A 25,682-nucleotide genomic window follows, 5' to 3' on the forward strand; every position below is an offset into this window, starting at 1 on the left:
GGGTCGGGTCAGTGCGCATCAGCGATGTGCTGCGTACCGATCCGCTTGCGGAACACCCAGTAGGTCCATCCCTGGTAGAGCAGCACGAGGGGCGTCGCCACGGCTGCGCACCAGGTCATGATCTTCAGGGTGTACGGGCTGGACGAGGCGTTGGTGACCGTCAGGTTCCAGGCGTCGTCCAGGGAGGACGGCATGACGTTCGGGAAGAGCGTCAGGAAGAGCATCGCGACGGCCGCCGCGATGGTGATCCCCGAGAAGGCGAAGGACCATCCCTCACGCCCGGCCAGGTTCGCAGCCAGGGCGGCCACCAGCGCCAGTACGGCGACGATCGCCGCGAACAGGCTCCAGCCGTCTCCGCGCGAGACCTGGGTCCACCCCAGGAAGACGAGTGCCAGCGCGGCGGTGACCACGCCCAGCCGCGTGGCCAGCGCACGCGAGCGGTCCCTGACCTCCCCGACGGTCTTGAGCGAGACGAAGACCGCGCCGTGGAAGGTGAACAGGGTGAGGGTGACCAGACCGCCGAGCAGCGAGTAGCCGTTGAGCAGGTCGAGGAAGGTCCCGACGTACTCCTTGTGCTCGTCGATCTTCACCCCGCGCACGATGTTGGCGAAGGCCACGCCCCACAGGACCGCGGGGATCAGCGAGGTCCAGAAGATCGCGTGTTCCCAGTTGGTCTGCCAGCGCTCCTCGTCCCGCTTGTGGCGGTATTCGAAGGCGACGCCGCGGACGATCAGGCAGATCAGGATGATCAGCAGGGGCAGGTAGAAGCCGGAGAAGAGCGTGGCGTACCACTCGGGGAAGGCGGCGAAGGTCGCCCCGCCCGCCGTGAGCAGCCACACCTCGTTGCCGTCCCACACGGGCCCGATCGTGTTGATCAGGACCCGCTTCTCGGTGCGGTCGCGGGCGAGGAGCTTGGTCAGTACGCCGACCCCGAAGTCGAAGCCCTCCAGGAAGAAGTAGCCGGTCCACAGGACGGCGATGAGGACGAACCAGACGTCGTGAAGTTCCATGGTGTGATCTCCCCAGCCTCAGTACGAGAAGGCCATCGGCCGGTCGGAGGTGTCGTTCCCGCCGATCTTGGTGGGCGGGTTGAGGTCGGCCTCGGTGAGCTCGGGCGGCCCGGCCTTGACGTACTTGACCAGCAGCCTGACCTCGATGACGGCGAGCACGGCGTAGAGCAGGGTGAAGCCGATCATCGAAGTGAGGACTTCGCCCTGGGAGACGCCGGGGGAGACCGCGTCTCGGGTGCGCAGGACGCCGTAGACGACCCACGGCTGGCGGCCCATCTCGGTGAAGATCCAGCCCCAGGAGTTGGCGATCAGCGGGAACGCCATGGTCCAGAGCGCCACGACCCAGTACCAGCCGGCGAACCGAGGGCTGAGCACCTTGGTCTTGAACAGCACCAGGTTCGGCACCTCGTCCTCACCGGTCCGCAGGCCCGGCGGCAGCAGGAACTTCTTCCGGGTCAGCCACAGCCCCAGCACTCCGACCCCGAGGGAGGCCATGCCGAAGCCGATCATCCAGCGGAAGCCCCAGTACGCGACCGGGATGTTGGGCCGGTAGTCGCCCGGGCCGAACTTCTCCTGCTCCGCCTTGTTGACGTCGTTGATGCCCGGGACGAACGAGGAGAAGTCGTCGTTGGCCAGGAAGGACAGCACGCCGGGGATCTCGATGGCCACCTTGTTGTGGCCCTTCTCCACGTCGCCGTAGGCGAAGACGGAGAAGGGCGCGGGTGCCTCGCCGTCCCACAGTGCCTCGGCGGCGGCCATCTTCATCGGCTGCTGCTTGAACATCACCTTGCCGAGCAGGTCGCCGCTGATGGCGGTGCCCATGCCGGCGATGATCAGCGTGATCAGGCCGAGCCGCAGCGAGGTCCGCATCACGGGGATGTGGCGCTTGCGCGCCAGGTGGAAGGCCGAGATGCCGACCATGAACGCGCCGCCGACCAGGAAGGCCGCCGTAATGGTGTGGAAGAACTGGGTGAGCGCGGTGTTCTGCGTGAGCACCAGCCAGAAGTCGGTGAGCTCGGCCCGGCCCCGCTCTTCGTTGATCCGGTAGCCGACCGGGTGCTGCATCCAGGAGTTCGCCGCGAGGATGAAGTACGCGGAAAGGACGGTGCCCATCGAGACCATCCATATGCAGGCCAGGTGGATCTTCTTCGGCAGCTTGTCCCAGCCGAAGATCCACAGGCCGATGAAGGTGGACTCGAAGAAGAAGGCGATCAGCGCCTCGAAGGCCAGCGGGGCACCGAAGATGTCACCGACGAACCGCGAGTAGGCCGACCAGTTCATGCCGAACTGGAACTCCTGGACGATGCCGGTGACCACACCCATGGCGATGTTGATCAGGAACAGCTTGCCCCAGAACTTGGTGGCCTTGAGGTACTTCTCCTTCTCGGTCCTCACCCAGGCGGTCTGCAGGCCGGCGGTCAGCGCGGCCAGCGAGATCGTGAGGGGAACGAAGAGGAAGTGGTAGACGGTGGTGATGCCGAACTGCCAGCGGGCCAATGTCTCAGGCGCCAAAGCTAGGTCCACGTCGTCTTCTCCTTGTCGTCGCCGTGGTCACAGCGGGCAGACTGCCTGGCGGGTTCCCCCATATGCGGAGGAAGCAGGACACGCTTGTGAACGCGTTCACATTCACAAGCATTATGGCGCACCGTCTTTCGGACCTTTCAGGCGGGGTACCCCCTAGCCAACCAATTCAACAGATTGTTGAATACGGCCATGCAGATACGAATCTCCTGGCCCGCCGGCCAGCTCACCGCCACCCTTGACGACACGCCCACGGCCAAGGCCCTGGGGAACGCCCTTCCGATCTGCGCGTCCGCGAACACCTGGGGCGAGGAGGTCTACTTCGACACGGGCGTCTCCGTGGCGCTGGAGGCCGACGCCCGACAGGTCGTCGACCCCGGCACGGTCGCGTTCTGGACCGAGGGCGACGCGCTCGCGCTGCCCTACGGCCCCACACCCATCTCGCGCGGAGGCGAGAGCCGCCTGGCGAGCCCGTGCAACGTGCTCGGCTCGTTCGACGGCGACCCCCGCCTGCTGTCCACCGTCCGCGACGGCGACCCGATCCGCGTGGAGCTCGTCTGACCACGCCTTCCGGGGGGCCGGCTCCCCGAGCTCGTTCGTCGGAACTCCTTGGTCACAGCTCCTTGAAGAACGCCTCCGCCGTGTGCAGGAAGACGTCATTCGCCTCGGGCTCACCGATCGTGACCCGCAGGCCCTCGCCGGGGAACGGCCGGACCACCACACCGGCCTTCTCGCAGGCCGCCGCGAAGTCGGCGGTCCGCTCCCCCAGCCGCATCCACACGAAGTTCGCCTGGGTCACCGGCACCGTCCAGCCCTGGCCGACCAGCCCGTCGTAAACCCGCTGCCGCTCGCACACCAGCGAGCCGACCCGGCCCAGCAGCTCGTCCTCGGCGCGCAGCGAGGCGACCGCCGCGTCCTGGGCGAGCTGGCTCACACCGAACGGCACCGCCGTCTTGCGCAGCGCAGCCGCCACGGGCTCGTGCGCGATCGCGAAGCCGACACGCAGTCCCGCCAGCCCGTACGCCTTGGAGAAGGTGCGCAGCACCGCGACGTTCGGGCGCTTGCGGTAGATCTCGATGCCGTCCGGGACCTCGGGGTCGCGGATGAACTCCTTGTAGGCCTCGTCCAGGACCACCAGGACGTCCGAGGGGACGCGGTCCAGGAAGCGCTCCAGCTCCGCCCGGCGCACGACGGTGCCGGTGGGGTTGTTGGGGTTGCAGACGAAGATCAGCCGGGTCCGCTCGGTGATCGCGGCCGCCATCGCGTCCAGGTCGTGCACGTCACCCTCGGTCAGCGGCACCGGCACGGCCGTCGCACCGGAGATCTGGGTGATGATCGGGTAGGCCTCGAAGGACCGCCAGGCGTAGATGACCTCGTCGCCCGGTCCTGCCGTCGACTGGATCAGCGACTGGGCCACGCCGACCGAGCCGGTGCCCGTGGCGATGTGCTCGACCGGCACCCCGAAGCGCTCGGCGAGCTCGTTCACCAGGCCGGTGCAGGCCATGTCGGGGTAGCGGTTGAACTGGCCGGCTGCCGCGACCGCGCTCTCCAGCACCCCGGGCAGCGGCGGGTACGGGTTCTCGTTGGAGGAGAGCTTGTACGCAACGGGACCGCCCGCGGCAGCGGGCTTCCCGGGCTTGTAGGTGGGAATGCCGTCCAGCTCGGCGCGCAGCTTCGGGCTCTTCTCGCTCACCGCAGGTCCTCCTAGACCGTCCCGTACGACGTCGCCGTCGACTCAATACTGCTTACCTTATGAAGATTCCGGCCTGACGAAAATGGAGGCGCCTGGAATGCGAGGGAGCGCACGCATTTATGCACGCGCCGGTGGCCCGCGCCGTGGCGCGCATCCCTCGTACAGGTGAGTTGAGACCGTCCCGAGACCATGCCGCTTTGGCATGCCCGTACCCGCGAACAAACGACCTGATCACTATCAGCGCTCAAATGCCTTGCATTCCAAGGTCATTGTGGGTGGCGAACCGTGCGGAAACGTGCCTGTCAACGCGTGCATATGCATCCGGACCACCCCACCCCCCGAGCCCTACTATCGGCTCGCCATGACAGCAGCAGGGAAGCATCAGGTGAGCCGGACCGAGACCACCCGGCGGGCCGCCGGCCGACAGGGCCGCGCCGGCATCCGGGACGTGGCCGCTGCGGCGGGCGTCTCGATCACAACCGTCTCCGACGCGCTCAATGGCAAGGGACGGCTGCCCGACGCCACCCGCCGCCACGTTCGCGAGGTCGCCGACCGGCTGGGCTACCGCCCCTCCGCCGCCGCCCGCACCCTCCGTACCGGCAAGTCGGGGCTCATCGGCCTGACCGTGACGACGTACGGGGATGAACCTTTCACCTTCACCGAATTCGCGTACTTCGCCGAGATGGCGCGGGCCGCCACCTCCGCCGCGCTCGCCCGCGGCTACGCCCTCGTGATCCTCCCCGCCACCTCCCGGCACGACGTGTGGTCCAACGTCGCCCTCGACGGCACCGTCGTCATCGATCCCTCGGACCACGATCCCGTCGTCACCGAACTGGTCCGCCAGGGCCTCCCCGTCGTCTCCGACGGCCGCCCGGCCGGCTCCCTGCCCATCACCGCGTGGGTCGACAACGACCACGAGGCCGCCGTACTCAACCTGCTCGACCACCTCGCCGCCGCCGGTGCCCGCCGGATCGGGCTGCTGACCGGCACCAGCACCGACACCTACACCCGGCTCTCCACCACCGCCTACCTCAGCTGGTGCGAGCGCGTCGGACAGGACCCCGTCTACGAGTCCTACCCCGCCCACGACCCGTGCGCCGGCGCCGTCGCCGCCGACCGGCTGCTCGCCCGCCCGGACCGGCCCGACGCCGTCTACGGCCTCTTCGACCCCAACGGCACCGACCTGCTGGCCGCCGCCCGGCGCTACGGGCTGCGCGTACCCGAGGACCTGCTGCTCGTGTGTTGCAGCGAGTCCACGGTGTACGCCAACACCGAACCGCCGATCACCACCCTCTCCCTGAAGCCGCGCCGCATCGGCACCGCCGTCGTGCAACTGCTCATCGACGCGATCGAGGGCGTCGACACCGGGCGGCCGGTCGAGCAGGTGGTCCCGACCGAGCTCATCGTCCGTACCTCCTCGCAGCGCCGGCAGCCTCGTAGGACCGTCAGTCCGCCCCGGTCACCGGCGCAGGATTGACCGGCTTTCCGCCACATCTGCGGGGTCGGCGGCCCCGCCGAGGATTTCAGCAACACCGAAATCGGGAGAAAGCGGCAGGAACGATCGGTTCCGCCCAGGATTCACCACCCCTGGTGCGTCACACAGCGCGAGCCGCATTCCTATGATGGGCGCACGACATCACGGACCCTCCGCCCAGGAGGCAGGAGGGTCCGCAGGTGTACGGCAGCGCGACGGTGGTGGAGGGGTCGATGACTCAGGGGGCCGGTCAGGGACCCGCGATGCGGACGGAGACGCTGCGGGACTTCCGGGTGCCGGTCACCGAGCCCGCCCCGTACGGCGTGCCCGCCGGGCTTCCCGACGAGGCTCCCGTCTACGGCGAGTACCCCGCGTACTACGACGAGGGCGCGCCCGCCGCGCCCGCGCAGGCCTCCGCGCCCCCGCAGCCCTCGATCCCCCCGCAGCCCTCCGGACCGCCCGGGCACCAGGGCCACCCCGGCCACCAGGCAGCCCAGGCGCCCCAGCCCACTCAGGAGCCGGCCGGCCAGACACCCGAGGAGGACGACCCCGAGGGCTACACGCCCACCCAGCGCGACCTGCCGATCATCACGCGCGGGGGAATGGGCGGCCCCGGGGACACCGTCCAGGTCCAGTACGTGCCCCAGGAGGCCCAGCCCTCCTCCGGCCCCGGACCGCTGTACGTCGTGGGCGACGTCCACGGCTACCTCGACGAACTCGTCACCGAACTCCAGGCCCAGGGCCTCATCGACGCCGACCACCACTGGTCGGCCGGCAACGCCCGCATCTGGTTCCTCGGCGACTTCACCGACCGCGGCCCCGACGGCATCGGCGTCATCGACCTCGTCATGCGGCTCTCCGCCGAGGCCGCAGCGGCCGGCGGCTACTGCAAGGCGCTCATGGGCAACCACGAGCTGCTGCTCATCGGCGCCAAGCGGTTCGGCGACACCCCCGTCGCCTCGGGCGCCGGCACCGCCACCTTCCAGGCGGCCTGGCTGCTCAACGGCGGCCAGCGCACCGACATGGAGCGCCTGGAGGACGTACACCTGCAGTGGATGTCACGGCTGGACGCGGCCGTGCTGGTGGACGGGCACCTGCTGCTGCACTCCGACACCACCGCCTACCTCGACTACGGGGACTCCATCGAGGACGTCAACGACACCATCCACGAGTTGCTCAACCGCAACGACGCCGACATCACCTGGGACTTGTTCCGCAAGTTCACCAAGCGCTTCGCCTTCCGCGACGAGGAGACGGGCCCGCAAGCCGTACGCGAGCTGCTGGGCACCTACGGCGGCGGACGCGTCGTGCACGGGCACAGCCCCATCCCGTACCTGCTCGGCGAGGTGGGTACCGAGGAAGGCGACGATTCCCGCGGCCCGGAGGCGGTGGACGGACCTCATGTGTACGCCGACGGCCTCGCCATCGCGATGGACGGTGGGGTCACGATGGCGGGCAAGCTGCTGGTCGTGCAACTTCCGCTGACCGCCTGAGGGTTGTCAGAAGCGGGTTAATTCAGGAAAGCCCCTGTCACGGCGTGGCATGGTCGCTCTACCATCGCTCTATCCGTAGCAGGCTCTCCTCCGTTTGTGCCGGCGCCTCGTTCTACGCGGGCATACCGGCCTCCACGGAGCATCGGGGGATGCACATGAACAGCGCTCCGCACCTGCTGACCGAAGACCGACCGGAGTTCGATCGGCTCCTCGACGAGGCGCTGCGCACCGCGCACCACCGGCCCGAACTCGCCGCCCTGGGCGAACGGCTGAACGCCGAACAACTGCGCACCATGGCCGTCGGGGCCAGCGCACTGCTGACGGCCGCGGCCGCGGCCGAGTACGACCACTACGTGAAGGTCCGCGGGGAACGGCGCGACGAGATCCTCTCCACACCGGGCTCCGCGGGGAGCCGAGGACAGGGTGGCCTCGCCGAGGAGGACGCGGAAGGAGACGGCGACGGTGCGGGGATCAGCGCCGTGGTGGCGGTGCTCGCACCGCTCCTGGCGGGCGCCGCCATGTTGATCTTCCTGCTGGTCGGCTACACGCTGAAGATGGTCGAACCGGAGCCGGCCTTCGCCGACACGATGCTGACGGCGGGCTGGCTGTTCGGCGCACTGACCGTGGTGACGCTGCTGTTCGCGGTGATCGCCCTGCTGGTGACGGCCCTGCGCAACCGGGCGACCGAGGTGGTGGCCGAAGCCCGGACCGCAGCGATACCCGACGACGTCGCGCTGGCCCGTGAGGCCTGGCGCCATGCCCTGCTGGAGCGGGGCATCATGCCGTTCCTGCGGGATGCGCTGGCCGACCCGAGCACGGGGCCGGTGTATCCGCCGCCACGTATGCCAGGGGCCGGGCGCATCCCCAACCTGGGATACACCCGGCCCGACTTCACCAGTCCGGGCTCCCCCTCACAGGGGCCCCGGCCCGGCTACACGCCTCCGGATTTCACCGGCCCGGACTTCAGCGGTCCGGGGCACGGACCGCAGTGACGTTGACCTTCGGCACGCTAGTTGGTCTCGTGCGGCCGCAGGTTCATGTCTTCCTTGGTCAGCTCCCGGTTGGCGAACCGGGCCAGACCGTTGTCGCCCGCGGTGGGCTGGGGGTCTGCCGCGGTCCACACCTCGTTGCAGGTGAGGGCGTCCGGAGTGTCGGGCACGATGGTGCACTGGGTCTCGAAGATCTCACCACCCGTGGTCAGCACCTCGATGTTGACGAGATTGGCCTGCGAGGAGACCGATACGGCGCAGGCGTCTGACGGGTAGGTGTCCCCGGTGTCGGTCAGGTCGTACCAGCGCCACGGAGTCCGGGCCGGCGTCAGGTCGCGGATTCCCGCGTAGGTGATGCCGTCGGAGAGCACCGCCTTGACCTCACGGGAGGCGGCGGGCCGGACGGCGTCCACGTCGAAGCACTGGCCGCTGGCACCCGGAGTACCCTGCGCACCGGTCGGACCGGTCGGGCCGGTGGCACCCGTCGCACCCGTCGCACCCGTCGGGCCCGTCGGGCCAGTGGGACCCGTCGGACCGGTGAAGCCCCGCGGGCCCCGCGGGCCGGTCGGGCCCTTGCACCGGTCGCCGCTGGTGACCTGACCGGTCTTCCCCGGGCTGCCGGCCTTCTTCGTGTCGCGTGGGCCGCAGTGGTCCCCGCCGTCCGAAGTCACCGTCGTCCCCGTCGGCTGCGGAGCCCCGGCGGCGGCGGGAGCCGCGATACTCGCCAGCACCAGCGCCACCGAGGCGAACGTGCCACCGGCCAGCCAGCCGGCCCGTCGGGGCAACGGCCCCAGGATCGATCGGGCCCTGTCCTCAGAACTCATGTACCGCTCCTCGCGCACAGCGAATCGAATGGGTCTGCGGAGTCCGGACATGGAGCCGGACCCTGCGAGTCATCCTGAGGAGGCCTTCCACGAAGAGCGCTCCGGCTCGCCCGCCTGTCAGCGGAACGGCCCATGGAACACCCCCACTTGGCGGTGCCCCAAAGGGCCACCCGAGTCCGCGCCGCGGCGAGCCGCCTCCGCCCCGACCTGCCCCGTCCCTAGGGTCAGCGGCCGTGAAGCCGACCATTTGCCTCTGCATGATCGTGAAGAACGAGTCCGCCGTCATCGAACGCTGCCTCGACTCGGTACGGGATCTCATCGACACCTGGGTCATCTCCGACACCGGGTCCACGGACGGCACCCAGCAGCTGATCCGCAACAGCCTGGAGGGAATCCCCGGCGAACTCCATGAGGAACCCTGGGTCAACTTCGGGCACAACCGCAGCCTCAACGTGGGGCACGCCCTCGGCAAGGCCGACTACCTGCTGCTCCTCGACGCCGACCTCGTCCTGCGCCGCACCGGCCCGCTGCCCCCGCTCACGGCGCAGTCGTACATGCTGCGCCACGAGGGCATGACGGAATACCGCATCAAGCGCCTGGTCCGCGGTGACCTTCCCTGGCGGTACGAGGGTGTCACCCACGAGTACCTCACGTGCGACCGTCCCGACGAGTACGACGCACGCCCCGGCATCCAGGAGAACCTCGACGCCCTTGTGATCGAGGACCACGCGGACGGCGGCTCCCGTCACGACAAGTTCGAACGCGACGCCCGCCTCCTGGGCGCCGAATTCCAACGGGACCCCTCCAACACCCGGACCGTCTTCTACCTCGCCCAGACGATGCGCGACATGGGCGACGCCCCGGCGGCGATCCGGCTCTACGAGCGGCGGGCGGCGATGGGCGGCTGGGAGGAAGAGGTCTACTTCGCCCTGCTCCAGGTCGGAATCCTGAGCGCGGAGTCGGGCGACTGGCCGTCCGCGATGGACGCCTTCACCCGCGCCTGGGAAGCCCGTCCCACCCGCCTGGAGGCCTGCTACGAGCTCGCCTCACGGCTGCGTCTGCTGGGCCGGCACCACGCGGCGCATGCGGTGACCGCAGCCGTGCTGGACCGCCCGGCTCCTTCGGACCTGCTCTTCGTCCAGCCCTGGGTCTACCGTTGGGGCCTGCTCTTCGAGCACTCGATCACCGCCTACTGGGTCGGTGACATGGAGACATCGCTGCACATGTGCGACCGGCTGCTGGCCCTGCCCGACCTGCCGGAGTCCTATCGTCGGCAGACGGAGACCAACCGGGGCTTCGCCGCAGCCCGGCTCGGCCCGACCGTCCCTGTTTCACGTGAAACATCGCACCCCGCGTCGGTCTGACCGGGGCACTTCAGGCCGAAGCGCTGTACCGGGGAGCCCCCTCCTCTCCCCGGTACAGCACGACGTCAGCGTTCGGATCAGTCGGCCAGCGGCAGGTACACGCGGTTGCCGCTCGCCGCGAACTCGGCGGATTTCTCCGCCATGCCCGCCTCGATCTCCTCGGCCTTCAGGTCCCCGCCGTGCTCACGGCGGATGTCCTGAGAGATCTTCATCGAGCAGAACTTCGGACCGCACATGGAGCAGAAGTGCGCGGTCTTGGCCGGCTCGGCCGGGAGGGTCTCGTCGTGGAACTCGCGCGCCGTGTCCGGGTCGAGGGCCAGGTTGAACTGGTCCTCCCAGCGGAACTCGAACCGCGCGTCCGACAGGGCGTCGTCCCATTCCTGGGCGCCCGGGTGTCCCTTGGCCAGGTCCGCTGCGTGCGCCGCGATCTTGTAGGTGATGACGCCGGTCTTCACGTCGTCGCGGTTGGGCAGACCCAGGTGCTCCTTCGGCGTCACGTAGCAGAGCATCGCGGTGCCCCACCAGGCGATCATCGCGGCGCCGATGCCCGAGGTGATGTGGTCGTACGCGGGGGCGACGTCCGTGGTCAGCGGACCGAGCGTGTAGAACGGCGCCTCCTCGCAGATCTCCTGCTGGAGGTCGATGTTCTCTTTGATCTTGTGCATCGGGACGTGGCCCGGACCCTCGATCATGGTCTGCACGTTGTGCCGCTTGGCGATCGTGTTCAGCTCGCCCAGCGTCTTCAGCTCGGCGAACTGCGCCGCGTCGTTGGCGTCCGCGATGGACCCGGGCCGCAGGCCGTCACCGAGGGAGTACGTGACGTCGTACGTCGCGAGGATCTCGCAGAGCTCCTCGAAGTTGGTGTAGAGGAAGTTCTCCTTGTGGTGCGCGAGGCACCACGCCGCCATGATCGAACCGCCGCGCGAGACGATGCCGGTCTTGCGACGCGCCGTCAGCGGCACGTACGGGAGCAGCACACCTGCGTGGACCGTCATGTAGTCGACGCCCTGCTCGGCCTGCTCGATGACCGTGTCCTTGTAGATCTCCCAGGTCAGGTCCTCGGCCTTGCCGTCGACCTTCTCCAGCGCCTGGTACAGCGGCACGGTTCCGATCGGGACCGGGGAGTTGCGCAGCACCCACTCGCGGGTGGTGTGGATGTTGCGTCCGGTGGAGAGGTCCATGACCGTGTCCGCACCCCAACGGGTCGCCCAGGTCATCTTCTCCACCTCCTCCTCGATGGAGGAGGTGACCGCGGAGTTGCCGATGTTGGCGTTGACCTTCACCAGGAACCGCTTGCCGATGATCATCGGCTCGATCTCCGGGTGGTTCACGTTCGCAGGAAGCACGGCGCGCCCTGCGGCGATCTCCTCGCGGACCACTTCGGGGGAGACGTTCTCCCGGATGGCGACGTACTCCATCTCCGGGGTGATCTCGCCACGGCGGGCGTAGGCGAGCTGCGTGACGGCGGCGCCGTCGCGACCCCGGCGGGGCTGGCGGGGGCGGCCCGGGAAGACCGCGTCGAGGTTCTTGAGGCCACCGCGCGGCGAGGTGTGCTTGATGCCGTCGTCCTCGGGGCGGACGGGGCGGCCCGCGTACTCCTCGGTGTCACCGCGGCCGATGATCCAGTTCTCCCGCAGCGGCGGCAGGCCGCGGCGTACATCGGTCTCGATCTGGGGGTCGGTGTACGGCCCGGACGTGTCGTAGAGCGTGACGTCCTTGCCGTTGGTGAGGTGGACCTGGCGGACCGGCACCCGGATGTCGGGGCGGGAACCCGCCACGTACCCCTTGTGCCAGCCCGGCTGGCGCTCGGTCTGGCCGTCGGCGTCCTGGCTGACGGCAGGCGTGCGTGCGTCCTGAATGGTCATGAGACCTGATCTCCCTACGCCGGCATTACCCGGTAACAGGTTCGGCGGTCGACGCAGCCTCTTCCCCTACGCCTGAACTGCGCGCGTACGGTGATCAGCGTCCTCTCAGCCCGGTGCTCCGAGCTCCCGCGTTGTGCAAAGGTGCCCCCACGCTAGCGTCATCTGTGGCGTGCTGAACAGTGGGCCCCCTCAACTCTTGCGATGATCGGCCGGTGAAGTCCTCGCCGCAGCCCCACGCCGATCTGCCAGAGCCCTCCGGCCACCCGGACCACGCGCACGCGAGTCCGGGGCACGCGCACGGGCCTTCCCACGGTTCCGGGCACAGCCATGGGCACAGCCACGGCCACGGACCGGCGGCTCCCGTCTCCCGGCATCTGCGCCGGGTCATCGCGGCCGTACTGATCCCCTTCGCGGCCGCGGTCTTCATCGGCATGGCGGTGCTCTGGCCGGGCGGCGCCCCCGCCCACGAGCGTTCCGGAGTGGGCTTCGACCGGCAGACCCAGCAGGGCAAGGTCGTCGCCCTCGAACAGGTCGACTGCAAATCGGTGAACGTCTCGCAGGTACCGCCGACCGGCAACACCTCCACCCCGGAGGGTCGGGAGGCGCAGGCCGCGCAGACCGGGCAGTGCAAGAAAGCCACCGTCGAGGTCGACACCGGTCCGGAAAAGGGCCGCACCTTCATCGAGATCGTCCAGCCGGGCGCCCCAAGGCAGTTGGCGGACGGCCAGGAGGTGGTCGTGGCCTACGCCCCGGACGCGCCGCGGGATCTCCAGTACTCCGTGATCGACGTGAACCGCAAGCTCCCGCTGGCCCTGCTGGCCGGGCTCTTCGCCGTGGCGGTGGTCGTTGTCGGCCGGATGCGCGGTGTGTTCGCGCTGATCGCACTGGTGGTCAGCTTCGGAGTGCTGACGCTCTTCATCCTTCCGGCGATCCTGCAAGGCTCCAACCCGCTGGTGGTCGCGGTCATCGGCGCCAGCGCGATCATGCTCATCGCGCTCTACATGTGTCACGGACTGACCGCCCGGACCTCGGTAGCCGTCCTCGGCACGCTGGTTTCGCTGCTGTTGATCGGGCTACTGGGCTCACTCTTCATCGACTGGGCGTTCCTGAGCGGGAACACGGACGACAACACCGGACTGATCCACGGACTCTACCCCGCCATCGACATGAGCGGCCTGCTGCTCGCAGGCGTCATCATCGGATCCCTGGGCGTGCTCGACGATGTGACGGTCACCCAGACCTCGGCCGTCTGGGAACTGCACCAGGCAGACCCGTCCATGGGGTCACGTGCCTTGTACCGGGCGGCCATCCGGATCGGTCGCGACCACATCGCCTCGGTGGTCAACACCCTGGTCCTCGCCTATGCGGGCGCCGCGCTGCCCCTGCTGCTGCTGTTCTCGATCGCGAACAGCAGCATGGGCTCGGTGGCCAACAGCGAGCTCGTCGCGGAGGAGATCGTCCGTACCCTCGTCGGGTCCATCGGCCTGGTGGCCTCGGTCCCGGTCACCACGGCGCTGGCGGCGCTGGTCGTGTCCGCCGACCGGCCGGGGGCCCCGGCCGGTGCCGCGGCCTCGGGGCCGGTCCGCACGGGCCGGGGCCGACGCCGCAAGCGCTGAACACCGCTGCCGCGAAAGGTCAGCCGGCGTTCCGCTCGTTCTGCTGGGCCTCGGCGAGGATCTTGCCGAGCGCTTGGTCGAGGTCCCCCTCGAAGTCGCCGAGGCTGCGCTCCTGGCCGAGGGGAACCAACCGGTCGGTGCGGTCGAGGAAGGCGACGAGCGGCGCGGCACCGGCGCGGAACAAAGCGCGGTCGGGCCCGACCTGGAGACGGATGTGGACGTCTGACAACTCGTCGGGGTCGGTGGGGGCGATGTGCACATCGCCGTCGCCACAGGGCTTGTTGATGCCGTCGAGGAGCAGCTCTCTGCCGAACGCCCAGGTCACGGGGGCGTCTCCGGGGAGGTGGAAGGTCAGGCGTACGGCATAGGGATCACGGGCGTCGTACCCGAGCTCCACTGGGATCCGGAACGAGAGCTCCTCGGAAACGAGGAAGCTCATCATGACCTCTGCCTGTACCGACTCGCGCATTGCCTACCCCGCTGTAGTGGAAGTGGCCAGGAATGATCCCCAGGGACCTCTTGACAAGGGTGGTGTAAGCGCTCGCAGATCACAAGGAGTGAGATTTCAGATACTGATAGAGAACGAGAGAGTGCTCAACAGCGCGCCTACTTCACTCCGTAGTCGATCAACTGCAAAACACAACCGGTCTTCATGGTGCAAGGGAAGGGAAATGGCCATCGTTGCGGCCGTATCGCCGGCCGTGATGGGGATCGCCGCGCAGACCGTGCCGAGCACATACTCCTGACGCTCCGTAACCGGCTGCATCCGGCCGAGGGACGCAATCCGGTGTTCCAGCGCACGTTGGTCCCGGACCGTGTATGCGGTGAGGGGACCGACGGGGTGGCGGTCGTAGTAGTCCTTCCGCGTCTCCTCGTCGAGCTGCGCCAGCAGGCACTGCCCGATGGCGTGCGCATGACCGGTCTCGCGGAAATCGGCCCACTCCTCGCAGGCGGGGCTGGCCGGGGTGTCGGAGACACCGACGACCTCGATCTCACCCTCGCGGAACACCGCGAAGTAGACGGGGGCGCCGACCGCGTCGCGGAAGTGGGCCAGTGATTCAAGGATCATGCTGCGACGTTTCTGCTGCAGTCCGGCACGTGCCAGCCGCCCGGCGGCGTCGCCAAGGACGAACACCCCGCCCTCACGGCGCAGATAGCCCTCGTGCGTGAGAGTGCGCAGCAGGTGGTACGCGGTGGGAAGGGGGAGCCCGGCCTCGCGGGCCAGTTGTTTCGCCGGGGCTCCCTCACTGTGGGAACCCACCGCTTCGAGCAGCCTCAGCGCCCTCTGCACCGACCCGATCAGCGTCGGCACACCGGCGTTGTGAAGCGAAGACAAAGCTCACCCCCAGGCGTGGCAGCGGGCCTCGGAGTGACCCGCCGTGCGGGGGCCGCCCCCGCACGGTCCGTGTTCCTGGGGGTCGTGCTCGGCTGGTACTAGACATCACCGCAGGTCAGAGCGGATCTACCGGCGTTCGGTGCCCAGGGATCGGCACAGATTGCCACTCTATCCGCCTATTCCCGCAGTGTGAGGGGTTTCGCACCTCATGTTCGCCCACCTGGGTTAGTCCGCGGTTACCGGGCAGGTGCCTACCACTCGTTGGACGAGGACTTCGTCCCGTTCCCACTGAACTTCTTCACCAGGAAGACCAGGGCGCCCACGAGAGCGACGAACAGCAGCACGTTGAAGACGAAACCGATCAGCGCGCTGAGGATGCTGGTGATGACGCCGCCGAACACGAAGACCACCAGAAGCGGGATGGCGACCCACTTCACCCACCAGGGCATGCCTGCCAGTGTCTCGCGGATGCCGTCCATGTCCTCGACCTCTTCCTCTTCCTCGTCCGTGACTTCCTGCTCTCGATGCTAGGAGTCCGCGGACGGGGCCGGGGGCCCGCGAGCCCCCGCAGTCCCCTGATCCGCCCCCTAGGGGGCGGGGGACCCGGCCCTCCGTCCACCGGGGCCGTTACGCCTCCGGCGGCGAGAACACCACGAGCACCTTGAGGTCCTCGGTGATGTGGTGGAACTTGTGGGGGACTCCGGCCGGAACGTAGACCACGCTGCCGCGGGCCACCGCCGTCGTCTCCGTGCCGACCGTGATGGAGGCACGGCCGCTCACCACGAAGTACACCTCGTCCTGGCCGTGCGGCTGTTGTGGGTCGCTCTGGCCGGCATCGAGGGCATACAGCCCCACCGACATGTTCCGCTCGCGCAGGAACTGCAGGTAGGCGCCGTCGTTCGCGAGCCGCTCCGCCTCAAGCTCGTCCAGCCGGAAGGCCTTCATCGTGTCGTGCCCCTCGTGTTCGTCAGGTTCCCCGGCATCCGCTGATCTGCGCATGTTCCACGGGGATCTTCTCTGCCACGATCAGACACATGACGAATTTCGTAGTCAAGACGCTCGCGAACGCGGCAGCCCTCGCCGTGGCCATCTGGCTGGTCGCCGGCATCACCCTGGACGACCACAGCAGCTCCCTGGGCCGCAGGACCCTGACGCTGGTTCTGGTCGCACTGGTCTTCGGCGTGGTGAACTTCATCGTCAAGCCGGTGGTGAAACTCTTTTCCCTGCCCCTGTTCATCCTCACCCTCGGCCTGTTCACCCTCGTCGTGAACGCCCTGATGCTGCTCCTGACCTCGTGGCTGGCCAAGCAGCTGGACCTCAGCTTCGACGTGGAGAACTTCTGGAGCGCCCTGATCGGCGGCCTGATCATCTCCGTCGTGTCCTGGGCCGTGAACATGGCCCTGCCGGACAAGGACTGAACAACGCATGAGCGACCCCGACCGCGACCAGCACGACGGCGACCGCGGCGCCCCGACCGAGGCGGTCCGGCCGGGCGACGGCACACGGGCCGTCCGCGCCGGACTTCCCGACCCCGTCAAGAACGAACCGCCCCTGCCCGGGCCGGTCTTCGCCGCCCATTTCCACCTCCCCGGCGACGTCGAAGGTCCGTACACCTACGGCCGCGACACCAACCCGACCTGGACCCTGCTGGAACGCGCCATCGGGGAACTTGAGGCGCCCGGCCAGGACGGGGTGGACACGGTCGTCTTCGCTTCCGGCATGGCCGCCGTCTCCGCCGTCCTCCTCTCCCAGACCCGCGCCGGCGACACGGTCGTCCTGCCCGACGACGGCTACCAGGCGCTGCCGCTGGTCCGGGAACAGCTTGAGGCGTACGGCGTCCAGATCCGCACGGCCCCGACCGGCGGCGACGCACAGCTCGCCGCGCTCGGCGGGACGCGGCTTCTGTGGATCGAGACCCCGTCCAACCCCGGGCTCGACGTCTGCGACATCCGGCGCCTGGCCGAGGCGGCCCACGCGGGCGGCGCCCTCGTGGCCGTCGACAACACCCTCGCCACCCCGCTCGGCCAGCGCCCGCTGGAACTCGGCGCGGACTTCTCCGTCGCCAGCGGCACCAAGGGCCTGACAGGCCACGGCGACCTGCTGCTCGGGTACGTCGTCTGCCGCGACCCGCAGCTCGCGGCGGCTGTCCGGCGCTGGCGCAAGATCGTCGGCGCCATCCCGGGGCCCATGGAGGCCTGGCTCGCGCACCGCTCCCTGGCCACCCTCCAGCTGCGCACCCAGCGGCAGTGGGCCAATGCACTGGCCGTCGCCGAGGCGCTCACCGACCGCGGCGAGGTGGCCGGTCTGCGCTATCCGGGCCTGCCCACGGACCCCTCGTACAAGACTGCCGCCCGGCAAATGCGGGGCTTCGGCTCCGTCGTCTCCTTCGTCCTCCCGGACCGCGCGCACGCCGAGCGCTTCATGGCCGCCCTGCACCTGGTCGAGGACGCCACCAGCTTCGGCGGAGTACGGTCCACCGCGGAGCGGCGCGGACGGTGGGGCGGAGACGCCGTGCCGGAGGGCTTCATCCGCTTCTCCGCCGGGGCCGAGGACACCGAGGACCTGATCGCCGATGTGCTGCACGCCCTGGATTCCGCGGCCGCGGAAGTGTGAGCAGAGGCGAAACAGTGCGGCGGTCCGAGCCTCCCCCCTCCTGGCTCGGACCGCCTCGGGTTCCTGCACGAAGAACCACAAGGCAAGGCTAGTTGACTCAGCGTCAGAGTCCAATCACGGTAACGACAGCGGCCTATCGGCATATTTATAGTTGAAGGTCCCACCGAGAGGGGGCCTTCATGGACCTGGCCCTGCTGCGTACGTTCGTCGCCGTACACCGGGCCGGCTCGTTCACCCGGGCCGCCGCGCTCCTCGGGCTGTCCCAGCCCGCCGTCACCTCGCAGATCCGCACGCTCGAACGCCAGCTGGGCCGGCCGCTGTTCCACCGCCGCGCCCGAGGAGTCACCCCCACGGCCGTCGGTGACGAACTGGCGCACAAGGCCGCTCCCCATCTCGACGCCCTGCTGCGGATCACCGAGGTCGAGCGGGAGGCGGCCGGGGCGTTACGCACCCTGCACCTGGCCGGCCCACCGGAGTTCCTGTCCCTGCGGGTGCTGCCCGCCCTGGCACCGCTCGTCGGCCAGGGCCACACCCTGCGCACCGCCCTGCTGACCGGAACGGAGGAGATCCTCGACGGGCTGGCCTCCGGCCACCACGACCTCGTCGTCACCACGGCGCGCCCCCGCGGTGCCCTGTTCAGCGCCACGCCCCTGTGCGACGAGGAGCACGTCCTGGTCACTGCGCCGTACTGGGCCGCCCTCATCGATCCGGACCGGCTCCGCGACAAGGGGCCGGCCGCCCTCGACGGCATTCCGCTCGTCGAGGTCCACGAGAGCCTGCCGCTCGTCACCCGCTACTGGGCCGCCGTCTTCGAGACCCGGCCCGGTACACGCCCCGACGCAGCCACAGTCGTCGCGCCCGATCTCCGGGCGGTACTGGAATGTGTCCGCTCCGGCTCCGGACTCGCGGTACTGCCCCGCTACCTGTGCCAGGACTCGCTGGACCGCGGGGAGATCGTCGCCCTGCTGGAACCGGCCGTACCGCCCTTGCGTACCTGGTTCCTCGTGGTGCGCGCCGGCAGCCTCGCCCTCGCCCACCTTGCCCGGGCCCACGACCAGCTGCTGCGCGCCGCCGTCCACTGGTAAGACCCGGCGCAGCGGCAGGGCCCCACCTGTGGACCGTTTCCCAGGCGCGCGTTTCAGGAACGGAACTCTGGGCCACTCTTCTCCCATGACCGAACGTCCCGTGGTCAAACGCACCGCCCGCGCGATCCTGCTCGACGGTGACGACCTGATCCTCATCAAACGCACCAGGCCCGGCGTCGACCCGTACTGGCTCACCCCCGGCGGTGGGGTGGAGCCCACGGATGCCACCGTCGTCGACGCCCTCCACCGCGAGGTCCACGAAGAACTCGGCGCGAAGATCACCGACGTGGTGCCCTGCTTCGTCGACACCGTCGAGCACATCGCGGGTGGCGGAGTGACCGGCGTCAAGGTGCAGCATTTCTTCGTCTGCCACCTCGAATCGATGGACCCCAGCCAACGGCACGGTCCCGAGGTCGACGAGCCCGAGGGCGAGTACGAGATCGTCCGCGTGCCCTTCAGCCGGGTCGGCATCGCCGCCGTCCATCTCGTCCCGCTGTCCTTGCGCCACTACCTCGACGGGAACATCGAGGGCGTACGCGCCATGCACGCCCCCGACCTGGGCTGATCCGGCGGGGCAGGGCGGGCGCCCACCGGTCTCAGCCGGCGACGCCCGCCAGTTCCTCCAACGCGTCGTAGCGGATACGCTCACGCGGTATACCGATCCGCTTCAGCTCGTCGACACCGCTGCGGATCATCGCGGGCGGCCCCGATATGAACGCGTCGTACGAGCTCCACGGCCCGTGCTCGCCCACCGCCTGGGGCAGCTGTCCGGCCAGGCCCTCGCAGACCACCGGGCGCACCGACAGCCACGGATGCGAGCGCTGGAGCCCCAGCAGGGTGTCCTTGTCGTAGAGGTCGTCGTCCCGGCGGGCTCCGAAGAACACCTCGACCGGGCGGCGCTCGCCGTGTTCGGCCACGTCCTCGATCAGCGCCTTGATCGGCGCGATGCCCGTACCGCCGCCCAGGCACAGCATCCCGTTGTCGGTGCTGTGGTCCACCACCATCGATCCGGCGGGTGGACCGAGCCGCAGCACGTCGCCGGGGCGCGCATGGCGGACCAGGGCGTTGGAGACCCAGCCAGCCGGGACGGCCTTGACGTGGAACGAGAGCAGTCCGTCGGCTCGCGGGGCTGAGGCGAAGGAGTAGTGCCGCCAGACCCGCGGCCACCACGGGGTCTCCAGGCTCGTGTACTGGCCCGCGAGGAATGCGTACGGCTGGTCCGGGCGGACCGTCAGGACCGCGATGTCCGGCGTCCGCAGATCATGGGAGACCACCTCGGCGTGCCACCAGGCCGGGGACTTCACCTCGTCCTCGGCAGCGGCATCGATCATGATCTGGGAGATCGACGTGTAGGCCCGCACCCACGCGGCCTCCGCTTCCGGACCCCAGCTGCGCTCGGCGTACCGGGCCAGCGCGCCCATCAACGCCTCACCGACCACCGGATAGTGCCCGGCCATCGTGCCGTACTTGCGGTGGCCGGTGCCCAGCCGCCGCAGGTACGGGACGAGTACGTCCGGGTTGTCGATGTGCTCGGCGGCGGTCAGCAGGGCCTTCAGCAGCCGGTCGCGCTGTGCGTCCATGGCGGCGGGGAACATGCCGCGCACCTCGGGATGCCCCGTGAAGACCAAGGCGTAGAAGTAGGAGGTCATCTTGTCGGCGACCGGTGCGATCTCCTCAAGGGTCCGGCGGATCAGCACCGCGTCCGGAGAGGGCTCGGCCGCACCGCCCCCGGACGGTATCCGGCCCGTCCGTGTGGCCGGTCTGGTGGGCGGAGCGTCCATGTGGTGCCTCGCTTCGAGCATCTCGTCGGTAAGCACGCCACGGCCTTCGAATCCGTGGTTCCGGGCTTTACAGCCTGCCAGCCCCCCTGGCTGCTCGCGGGGAAACGCGGAAAATCCGCGTTTCGAACCGGCTTCCCCTTAAGATGCCGCAACTCCCGAGCGCGCCATACGCACCAGCTGATACGCCTCCCGCAGATCCCGGCCCACGTACACGTGCGTCGCCCGCTCCGCGAGTGACGGGGGCGCGTTGACGGCAACCGACACCGATACGGCTTCGAAGAGGATCGCATCGGTCACGGAGTCCCCGTACGCGACACAGTCCGCGCGGCTGACCCCGAACCGCTCACACAGCTGGTCCGCCACGGTCACCTTGCCCTCCGGGGTGAGGATCCCGGCCCTGTCCACAGGCCGGGTGAACGGCACCTCGGGGAAGACCGAGCCGTGGGCGGCGTGGGCACCCCACTCCAGCAGCAGCTCCACGAAGAACGACGGCGACAGCGAGATCACCGCGCAGTAATCCCCGCGCTCGCGGATCTCCTGCCACACCTCGCGGATCCCAGTCAGCCACGGAGAGCCGTCGAAGGCCGCCCGGACATGGGCAGGCGTCAGCTCGGCCCACAGCCGGTGCACGGCCACCGAAAACTCGTGCGGCCCGATCTCCCGTGCGCTGAAGGACCGCTCCAGCTCAGCGATCTCCGCTGCCAGGCCGAGCTGCCGGGAGATCTCGACCGGTGCCGCCGAGCCGTACATCAGCGTGCCGTCGAGATCGAAGAGATGCAGGAGGGTCATGGCAGCCGAGGCTAGCCTGTTCGTTGCCGCGAGAGCGAGGTCCGTTTCACGTGAAACATCGCGTCGTTTCACGTGAAACAACGGCTCCCAGCCCGTGGAACACCGGCTCGTTTCACGTGAAACATCGGGCTCAAATCCCCTGGACGGGCCACGCTTTGATGATCCAGGCTGAGCCGGTGACACGACCACACCTCACCGACCTGCCAATCCGTGCGCTGACTGTGGACGATCTCCGCCGCTGCGCCGACCTGTCCGAAGACCGGGGCTGGCCCCCCGAGGATCACAAGTGGGGGCTCCTCCTCGCCGCCGGAAACGGCTATGGCATGGACGCCCCCGACGGGCAGGGCCTGGCCGCCGCCTGCGTTGTCACCTCGTACGGCAGCCCTCACGCGAAGCCCGACCTGGCCGCGATCGGGATGGTCCTCGTCGCCGACCGGTACGCCCGCCAGGGGTTGGGGCGCCGGCTGATGACTCACATCTGCAACGGGGTCCTCCAGGGCATCCCCCTGACCCTGCACGCCACCCCGTACGGCCGCCCTCTGTATGAGGAACTCGGTTTCGAGACCACGGGCCGCGCGGAGATGCTCGTGGGAGACTTCCGAGCCGATGCCGCAGTGTCGACGTCGCATGACCTGCGGGTGCGGCCTGCCGCCGCCGAGGACATCTCGCGCATCCTCCGCCTGGACACCGAGGTGTTCGGCGCCGACCGGACGCACATGATCACGCGACTTCCGGCTTTCGCGGATCGGCTGCTCGTGGCGGAGGGCGGGGAGGGGGACCTCCTCGGATACGGTTCGCTCTGGCCCAACATGGAGACCCATGTCGTCGGCCCGCTGGTCGCCCGCGACACAGCCGTCGCGCAGGCGCTCGTCAGCGCGCTGTCCGCGACGACCGACCGGCCCCTGCGTACCGACGTCGACGTACGCCACGAGGAACTCCTCGCCTGGCTCAAGAACCGGGGCATGGTCTCCGTGGCCTTCAATGCCGTCATGACCCGCGGCCTCCCCGGACTGCCCGGCGACTGGACCCGTCGATGGGCCCCGCTCACCGTGGCAGCCGGCTGAGCAGTGTCCGGCGGATCAGGCCACAGCCCGGCCCGCCTGACATCCCGTAGCTCCAGGAAGGAACACTCCATGGCCGAAGCCGCCGAGATCGACATCCGGCCCGCCACCGAAGACGACCTGCCCGCCGTCGTGGCGATGCTCGCGGACGACCCCCTCGGGGCCGCCCGGGAGTCGCTCGGCGATCTCACCCCGTACCTGGCGGCCCTCAAGCGCCTGGCGGACGACCCCCACCAGCACGTGGTCGTCGCCGTCCGCGCCGGCCGCGTCGTGGGCACCCTCCAGCTCACCGTCATACCGGGCCTGTCCCGCAGGGGAGCCACCCGCTCCCTGATCGAGGGCGTACGGGTGCACGCGGACGAACGGGGCAGTGGTCTGGGCACCCGGCTCATCCAATGGGCCATCGACCAGTCCCGGCGGGAGAACTGCCAACTCGTGCAGCTGACCTCGGACGTGACCCGCACCGACGCGCACCGCTTCTACGAGCGGCTCGGCTTCACCGCTTCCCACGTCGGCTTCAAGCTCTCGCTCTGATCGAGAGCGTCGAGGGCCGGGCCGGGACCGGCGGCTCGGCCTACGATCGGAAAGATGAGCGCCCTTCCCCTCATCACGGTCGCCGAGCGCCGCAACCGGCTCGGCCGTCGCCACCGTCTGGCACCCTCGGCACACGCCGACGCGGTGTCCGAGGTGGCGGACGCGGTGGTCGCCCTGCACGCCACGGACGCGGCGACCGTCTTCCTCTCCGCCCGTGCCCGGCTGGCGGAGGGCGGCCCCACCGTGATCGAGAAGGCGCTGTACGAGGACGTCAGCCTCGTCCGGCTGCTCAGCATGCGCAACACCCTGTTCGCCGTCTCCACCGACCTCGCGCCGTACGTATACGCCTCCACCGCCCGCGGCGTCGCCCTGAAGGAACGGCGCACCCTGCTCAAGCACCTTCAGGAGGACGGTCAAGGCCTCGACGCCGACTGGCTCGCCCAGGCCGAAACAGCCGCGCTCGACGCCCTGGATAAAGGGGGCCCTGCCACGGGGAGCGAGCTCTCGGCCGCCGTACCGGCCCTCCGCCGAAAGATCACCCTTGGGCGGGGCAAGAAGTACGAGACCGAGACCGGCGTTGCCACCCGCGTCATCCGCCTGCTCGCTGCCGACGGCAGGATCCGCCGGGACCGGCCGCGCGGATCCTGGACCTCCAGTCAGTACCGCTGGGTGCACACCGAACCCTGGCCGGCCGTACCCGCCGCCGAAGCCCGCGTCGAGATCGCCCGCCGCTGGCTCCGCTCCTATGGGCCGGCCACCGAGGCCGACCTCACGTGGTGGACCGGATGGACGCTCACCGACGTCCGCAAGGCCCTCGCTGCCGTCGGGCCGGATCAGGTCCGCCTGGAGGACGGCACCCTCGCTCTCGTCAGCCCCGGGGACACCGGGTCCGTATCCGCCCCCGAGCCCTGGGCCGCCTTCCTCCCCGGCCTCGATCCCAGCAGCATGGGCTGGGCGGACCGAAGCTTCCACCTGGACACCGCCCACCGGAGCGTCCTCTTCGACTACGCCGGCAACATCGGTCCGACGGTCTGGTGGAACGGGGAGATCGTCGGCGGCTGGGCGCAGCGTCCCGACGGCGAGATCGTCTGGCGGCTGCTGGCCGACCGCGGCCGCACCGCCGAGGAGGCGATCACCGCCGAGGCCGCCCGCCTCGGCCGGTGGGTGGGCGACGCCCGTATCACCCCGCGCTTTCGCACCCCGTTGGAGCGGGAGCTCACCGCCTAGGCAGCCGACGGTGCGGTGTCACCGGCCGATGCCGCGCCAGCCCTGCGGGTCCACCCCGCCGGGTACCGGTGCCTCGGGGTCGTAGGGTTCCCGCGTGAACACGAACGACCCCAGGTCGAGGTGGCTCATGGAACCGTCCGTCCGCCGTACCGCGCGCAGCGTCTCGCCCGCGTAGTAGCCCGCCAGGCCCCGCCAGGTACCGTCCGGCTCCGCCCTGAAACGGGCGGCACGCCCCGGCGCGCCCACCGGACCCAGGTGCAGGAGCCCGTCGGCGGTCAGCCGCACGAGGTGCGGGGCCGTACCCCAATACCAGGGGCCGCACAGGTCCAGCTCCACCGGGTGCTCTTCGGGGAACGGCTTCCACGGCTCGGGGATCCGCGGCTCCGCGTCCGCCACCAGGTTCAGCAGGTCCATGGCCACCGTCGCGGCCGGCAGGCCGGAGGTGCAGTTCGCCAGTACGACGGCCGCAAGGTCGTCCGCCTCGCTCATCCACAGGCCTGCGACGAAGCCCGGCAGCGAGCCGCTGTGCCCGACGAGCCGGCGCCCGCGGCTCTCCGCCAGCTGCAGCCCCAGCCCGTATCCCAGGTCGGCGAAGCCGGGCTCCGGGGGAGCCGCCGACGTCCGCATCTCCCGCACCGTCGCCGCGCTCAGGACCTGCTCGTCACCCCGGAGCAGGAACCGGGCGAACCGCGCCAAGTCCTGGGTGGTCGACCAGAGTTGACCGGCCGCAGCCATCAGACCCAGGTCCTGCGCCGGCTCGGGCATCATGAGGTCCGCCCACGGGTGCACGGCCCACCCGCCGGCGTGCGGGGCCTGCGGCTGCGCCGTCGTCCGGTGCAGTCCCAGCGGCTCCAGCACCTCCGTCCGCAGCACCTCTTCCCAGGGCTTGCCGCGCACGGCCTCCACGAGTGAACCCAGCAGGGTGTAGCCCGGGTTGGAGTAGTGGTGGCGCCGCCCGGGCTCGAAACGGAAGGGCTCCTCCCCCAGTACGTCCCCGAGCTCCGTACGCTGGGCACCCGGAGTCCGCTCCCACCACTCGCCGGGAGTCTCCGCCGCCAGGCCCCCCGTGTGCGCCAGGAGTTGTCCGACGGTCACCTCGCCGGCCCCGGTCCCCGGCAGGTGCTTCTCCAGGGGATCCCCGAGCCCCAGCAGGCCCTCGTCCCGCAGGCGCATCACGAGAACGGCCGTGAAGGTCTTGGTGATCGAACCGATCCGGTACTGCACGTTCCCGTCCGGCCCGTGCCCCTCGACCGAGGTCCGGGAGCCCTCCCAGACCACCGCACCGTCCCGCAGGACGGCTGCCACCACCGAGGGCGCCCGGCCTTCGCTCTGGGCGACGGCAATCCGGTGCCACAGCGCGCGCCGCGTGGCAGGGAGTAGTTCCAGTACTTCCGAGTGGGCGTCCAT

At 69.6% G+C, this 25,682-nt stretch carries 25 protein-coding genes; 13 read left to right on the plus strand and 12 right to left on the minus strand.

The window, feature by feature from the left end:
* Positions 1-8: 8 nt before the first annotated feature.
* Together cydB and AC0666_RS07325 are read right to left on the minus strand one after the other, a co-directional pair.
* Positions 9-1,010 carry a cytochrome d ubiquinol oxidase subunit II gene (cydB, locus tag AC0666_RS07320; protein WP_468966180.1) on the minus strand — a complete coding sequence of 334 codons (1,002 nt, stop codon included), beginning with the start codon at positions 1,008-1,010 and terminating at the stop codon, positions 9-11.
* A gap of 18 nt (positions 1,011-1,028) precedes the next feature.
* Positions 1,029-2,534, minus strand: coding sequence for a cytochrome ubiquinol oxidase subunit I (locus tag AC0666_RS07325; protein WP_468966178.1), 1,506 nt, complete (start codon positions 2,532-2,534; stop codon positions 1,029-1,031).
* 189 nt (positions 2,535-2,723) lie between these two features.
* On the opposite strand from AC0666_RS07325, the gene AC0666_RS07330 reads away from it, so the two are divergent.
* On the plus strand, positions 2,724-3,092 hold the full coding sequence (locus AC0666_RS07330) for a cyclophilin-like fold protein (protein ID WP_468966175.1): 369 nt from the start codon (positions 2,724-2,726) through the stop codon (positions 3,090-3,092).
* A gap of 52 nt (positions 3,093-3,144) precedes the next feature.
* Here AC0666_RS07330 and hisC read toward each other — a convergent pair whose 3' ends face one another.
* Positions 3,145-4,224, minus strand: a complete 1,080-nt coding sequence (gene hisC, locus AC0666_RS07335) for a histidinol-phosphate transaminase (RefSeq protein ID WP_468583277.1) — start codon at positions 4,222-4,224, stop codon at positions 3,145-3,147.
* Between the two features lie 361 nt (positions 4,225-4,585).
* Between hisC and AC0666_RS07340 the strand changes: the two genes are divergently transcribed.
* From AC0666_RS07340 to AC0666_RS07350, 3 genes are all read left to right on the plus strand, one after another.
* Positions 4,586-5,701 (plus strand): LacI family DNA-binding transcriptional regulator, encoded by a 1,116-nt coding sequence (locus AC0666_RS07340; RefSeq protein ID WP_468583276.1) that lies wholly within the window; start codon positions 4,586-4,588, stop codon positions 5,699-5,701.
* Positions 5,702-5,916: 215 nt separating this feature from the next.
* The gene (locus AC0666_RS07345; RefSeq protein WP_468966528.1) at positions 5,917-7,191 is read left to right on the plus strand and encodes a metallophosphoesterase; all 1,275 of its coding nucleotides are present in this window, start codon (positions 5,917-5,919) and stop codon (positions 7,189-7,191) included.
* 149 nt (positions 7,192-7,340) lie between these two features.
* A complete protein-coding gene (locus AC0666_RS07350; protein WP_468583274.1) occupies positions 7,341-8,183 on the plus strand; it encodes a hypothetical protein in 843 nt (280 codons plus the stop codon).
* A 17-nt stretch (positions 8,184-8,200) separates the two neighbouring features.
* On the opposite strand, the gene AC0666_RS07355 is transcribed toward AC0666_RS07350, so the two are convergent.
* On the minus strand, positions 8,201-9,004 hold the full coding sequence (locus tag AC0666_RS07355) for a hypothetical protein (protein ID WP_468966171.1): 804 nt from the start codon (positions 9,002-9,004) through the stop codon (positions 8,201-8,203).
* Positions 9,005-9,261: 257 nt separating this feature from the next.
* Here AC0666_RS07355 and AC0666_RS07360 point away from each other — a divergent pair, with 257 nt between their 5' ends.
* On the plus strand, positions 9,262-10,368 hold the full coding sequence (locus AC0666_RS07360) for a tetratricopeptide repeat-containing glycosyltransferase (RefSeq protein WP_478707248.1): 1,107 nt from the start codon (positions 9,262-9,264) through the stop codon (positions 10,366-10,368).
* 77 nt (positions 10,369-10,445) lie between these two features.
* Here the strand turns inward: AC0666_RS07360 and thiC are convergent, their stop codons facing one another.
* Entirely contained in the window at positions 10,446-12,233 is a 1,788-nt protein-coding gene (gene thiC, locus AC0666_RS07365) for a phosphomethylpyrimidine synthase ThiC (protein ID WP_356845611.1), read from the minus strand.
* 212 nt (positions 12,234-12,445) lie between these two features.
* Here thiC and AC0666_RS07370 point away from each other — a divergent pair, with 212 nt between their 5' ends.
* Entirely contained in the window at positions 12,446-13,849 is a 1,404-nt protein-coding gene (locus AC0666_RS07370) for a YibE/F family protein (protein ID WP_478707249.1), read from the plus strand.
* A gap of 19 nt (positions 13,850-13,868) precedes the next feature.
* On the opposite strand, the gene AC0666_RS07375 is transcribed toward AC0666_RS07370, so the two are convergent.
* From AC0666_RS07375 to AC0666_RS07390, 4 genes are all read right to left on the minus strand, one after another.
* Positions 13,869-14,318 carry an SsgA family sporulation/cell division regulator gene (locus AC0666_RS07375; RefSeq protein WP_468966163.1) on the minus strand — a complete coding sequence of 150 codons (450 nt, stop codon included), beginning with the start codon at positions 14,316-14,318 and terminating at the stop codon, positions 13,869-13,871.
* A 96-nt stretch (positions 14,319-14,414) separates the two neighbouring features.
* Complete coding sequence (locus AC0666_RS07380; protein ID WP_478707250.1) at positions 14,415-15,161, minus strand: IclR family transcriptional regulator; 747 nt, start codon at positions 15,159-15,161, stop codon at positions 14,415-14,417.
* A 275-nt stretch (positions 15,162-15,436) separates the two neighbouring features.
* The gene (locus tag AC0666_RS07385; protein ID WP_468966159.1) at positions 15,437-15,664 is read right to left on the minus strand and encodes a DUF5326 family protein; all 228 of its coding nucleotides are present in this window, start codon (positions 15,662-15,664) and stop codon (positions 15,437-15,439) included.
* 148 nt (positions 15,665-15,812) lie between these two features.
* On the minus strand, positions 15,813-16,130 hold the full coding sequence (locus AC0666_RS07390) for a cupin domain-containing protein (RefSeq protein WP_361724415.1): 318 nt from the start codon (positions 16,128-16,130) through the stop codon (positions 15,813-15,815).
* A gap of 89 nt (positions 16,131-16,219) precedes the next feature.
* On the opposite strand from AC0666_RS07390, the gene AC0666_RS07395 reads away from it, so the two are divergent.
* The 4 genes from AC0666_RS07395 to AC0666_RS07410 all read left to right on the plus strand — a co-directional run bounded on the left by AC0666_RS07395 (position 16,220) and on the right by AC0666_RS07410 (position 19,448).
* Entirely contained in the window at positions 16,220-16,603 is a 384-nt protein-coding gene (locus AC0666_RS07395; RefSeq protein WP_468583265.1) for a phage holin family protein, read from the plus strand.
* Between the two features lie 7 nt (positions 16,604-16,610).
* Positions 16,611-17,798: a cystathionine gamma-lyase gene (locus AC0666_RS07400; RefSeq protein ID WP_468966156.1), complete on the plus strand. Its 1,188-nt coding sequence runs from the start codon at positions 16,611-16,613 to the stop codon at positions 17,796-17,798.
* Between the two features lie 179 nt (positions 17,799-17,977).
* A complete protein-coding gene (locus AC0666_RS07405) occupies positions 17,978-18,883 on the plus strand; it encodes a LysR family transcriptional regulator (RefSeq protein ID WP_468966153.1) in 906 nt (301 codons plus the stop codon).
* 85 nt (positions 18,884-18,968) lie between these two features.
* A complete protein-coding gene (locus AC0666_RS07410; RefSeq protein WP_361724374.1) occupies positions 18,969-19,448 on the plus strand; it encodes an NUDIX hydrolase in 480 nt (159 codons plus the stop codon).
* A 31-nt stretch (positions 19,449-19,479) separates the two neighbouring features.
* Here the strand turns inward: AC0666_RS07410 and AC0666_RS07415 are convergent, their stop codons facing one another.
* Both AC0666_RS07415 and AC0666_RS07420 read right to left on the minus strand, forming a co-directional pair.
* Positions 19,480-20,685, minus strand: a complete 1,206-nt coding sequence (locus AC0666_RS07415) for a globin domain-containing protein (RefSeq protein ID WP_468966525.1) — start codon at positions 20,683-20,685, stop codon at positions 19,480-19,482.
* A gap of 117 nt (positions 20,686-20,802) precedes the next feature.
* Positions 20,803-21,453 (minus strand): HAD family hydrolase, encoded by a 651-nt coding sequence (locus AC0666_RS07420; protein ID WP_468966149.1) that lies wholly within the window; start codon positions 21,451-21,453, stop codon positions 20,803-20,805.
* A gap of 176 nt (positions 21,454-21,629) precedes the next feature.
* Between AC0666_RS07420 and AC0666_RS07425 the strand changes: the two genes are divergently transcribed.
* The 3 genes from AC0666_RS07425 (at position 21,630) to AC0666_RS07435 (ending at position 24,275) form a co-directional block, all read left to right on the plus strand.
* Entirely contained in the window at positions 21,630-22,517 is an 888-nt protein-coding gene (locus AC0666_RS07425; RefSeq protein WP_478707251.1) for a GNAT family N-acetyltransferase, read from the plus strand.
* 69 nt (positions 22,518-22,586) lie between these two features.
* Positions 22,587-23,048 (plus strand): GNAT family N-acetyltransferase, encoded by a 462-nt coding sequence (locus tag AC0666_RS07430; protein ID WP_468966141.1) that lies wholly within the window; start codon positions 22,587-22,589, stop codon positions 23,046-23,048.
* 54 nt (positions 23,049-23,102) lie between these two features.
* Positions 23,103-24,275: a winged helix DNA-binding domain-containing protein gene (locus AC0666_RS07435; protein WP_478707252.1), complete on the plus strand. Its 1,173-nt coding sequence runs from the start codon at positions 23,103-23,105 to the stop codon at positions 24,273-24,275.
* 18 nt (positions 24,276-24,293) lie between these two features.
* On the opposite strand, the gene AC0666_RS07440 is transcribed toward AC0666_RS07435, so the two are convergent.
* A complete protein-coding gene (locus AC0666_RS07440; protein ID WP_478707253.1) occupies positions 24,294-25,682 on the minus strand; it encodes a serine hydrolase domain-containing protein in 1,389 nt (462 codons plus the stop codon).

The organism is Streptomyces sp. NPDC043680 (genome assembly GCF_056436685.1).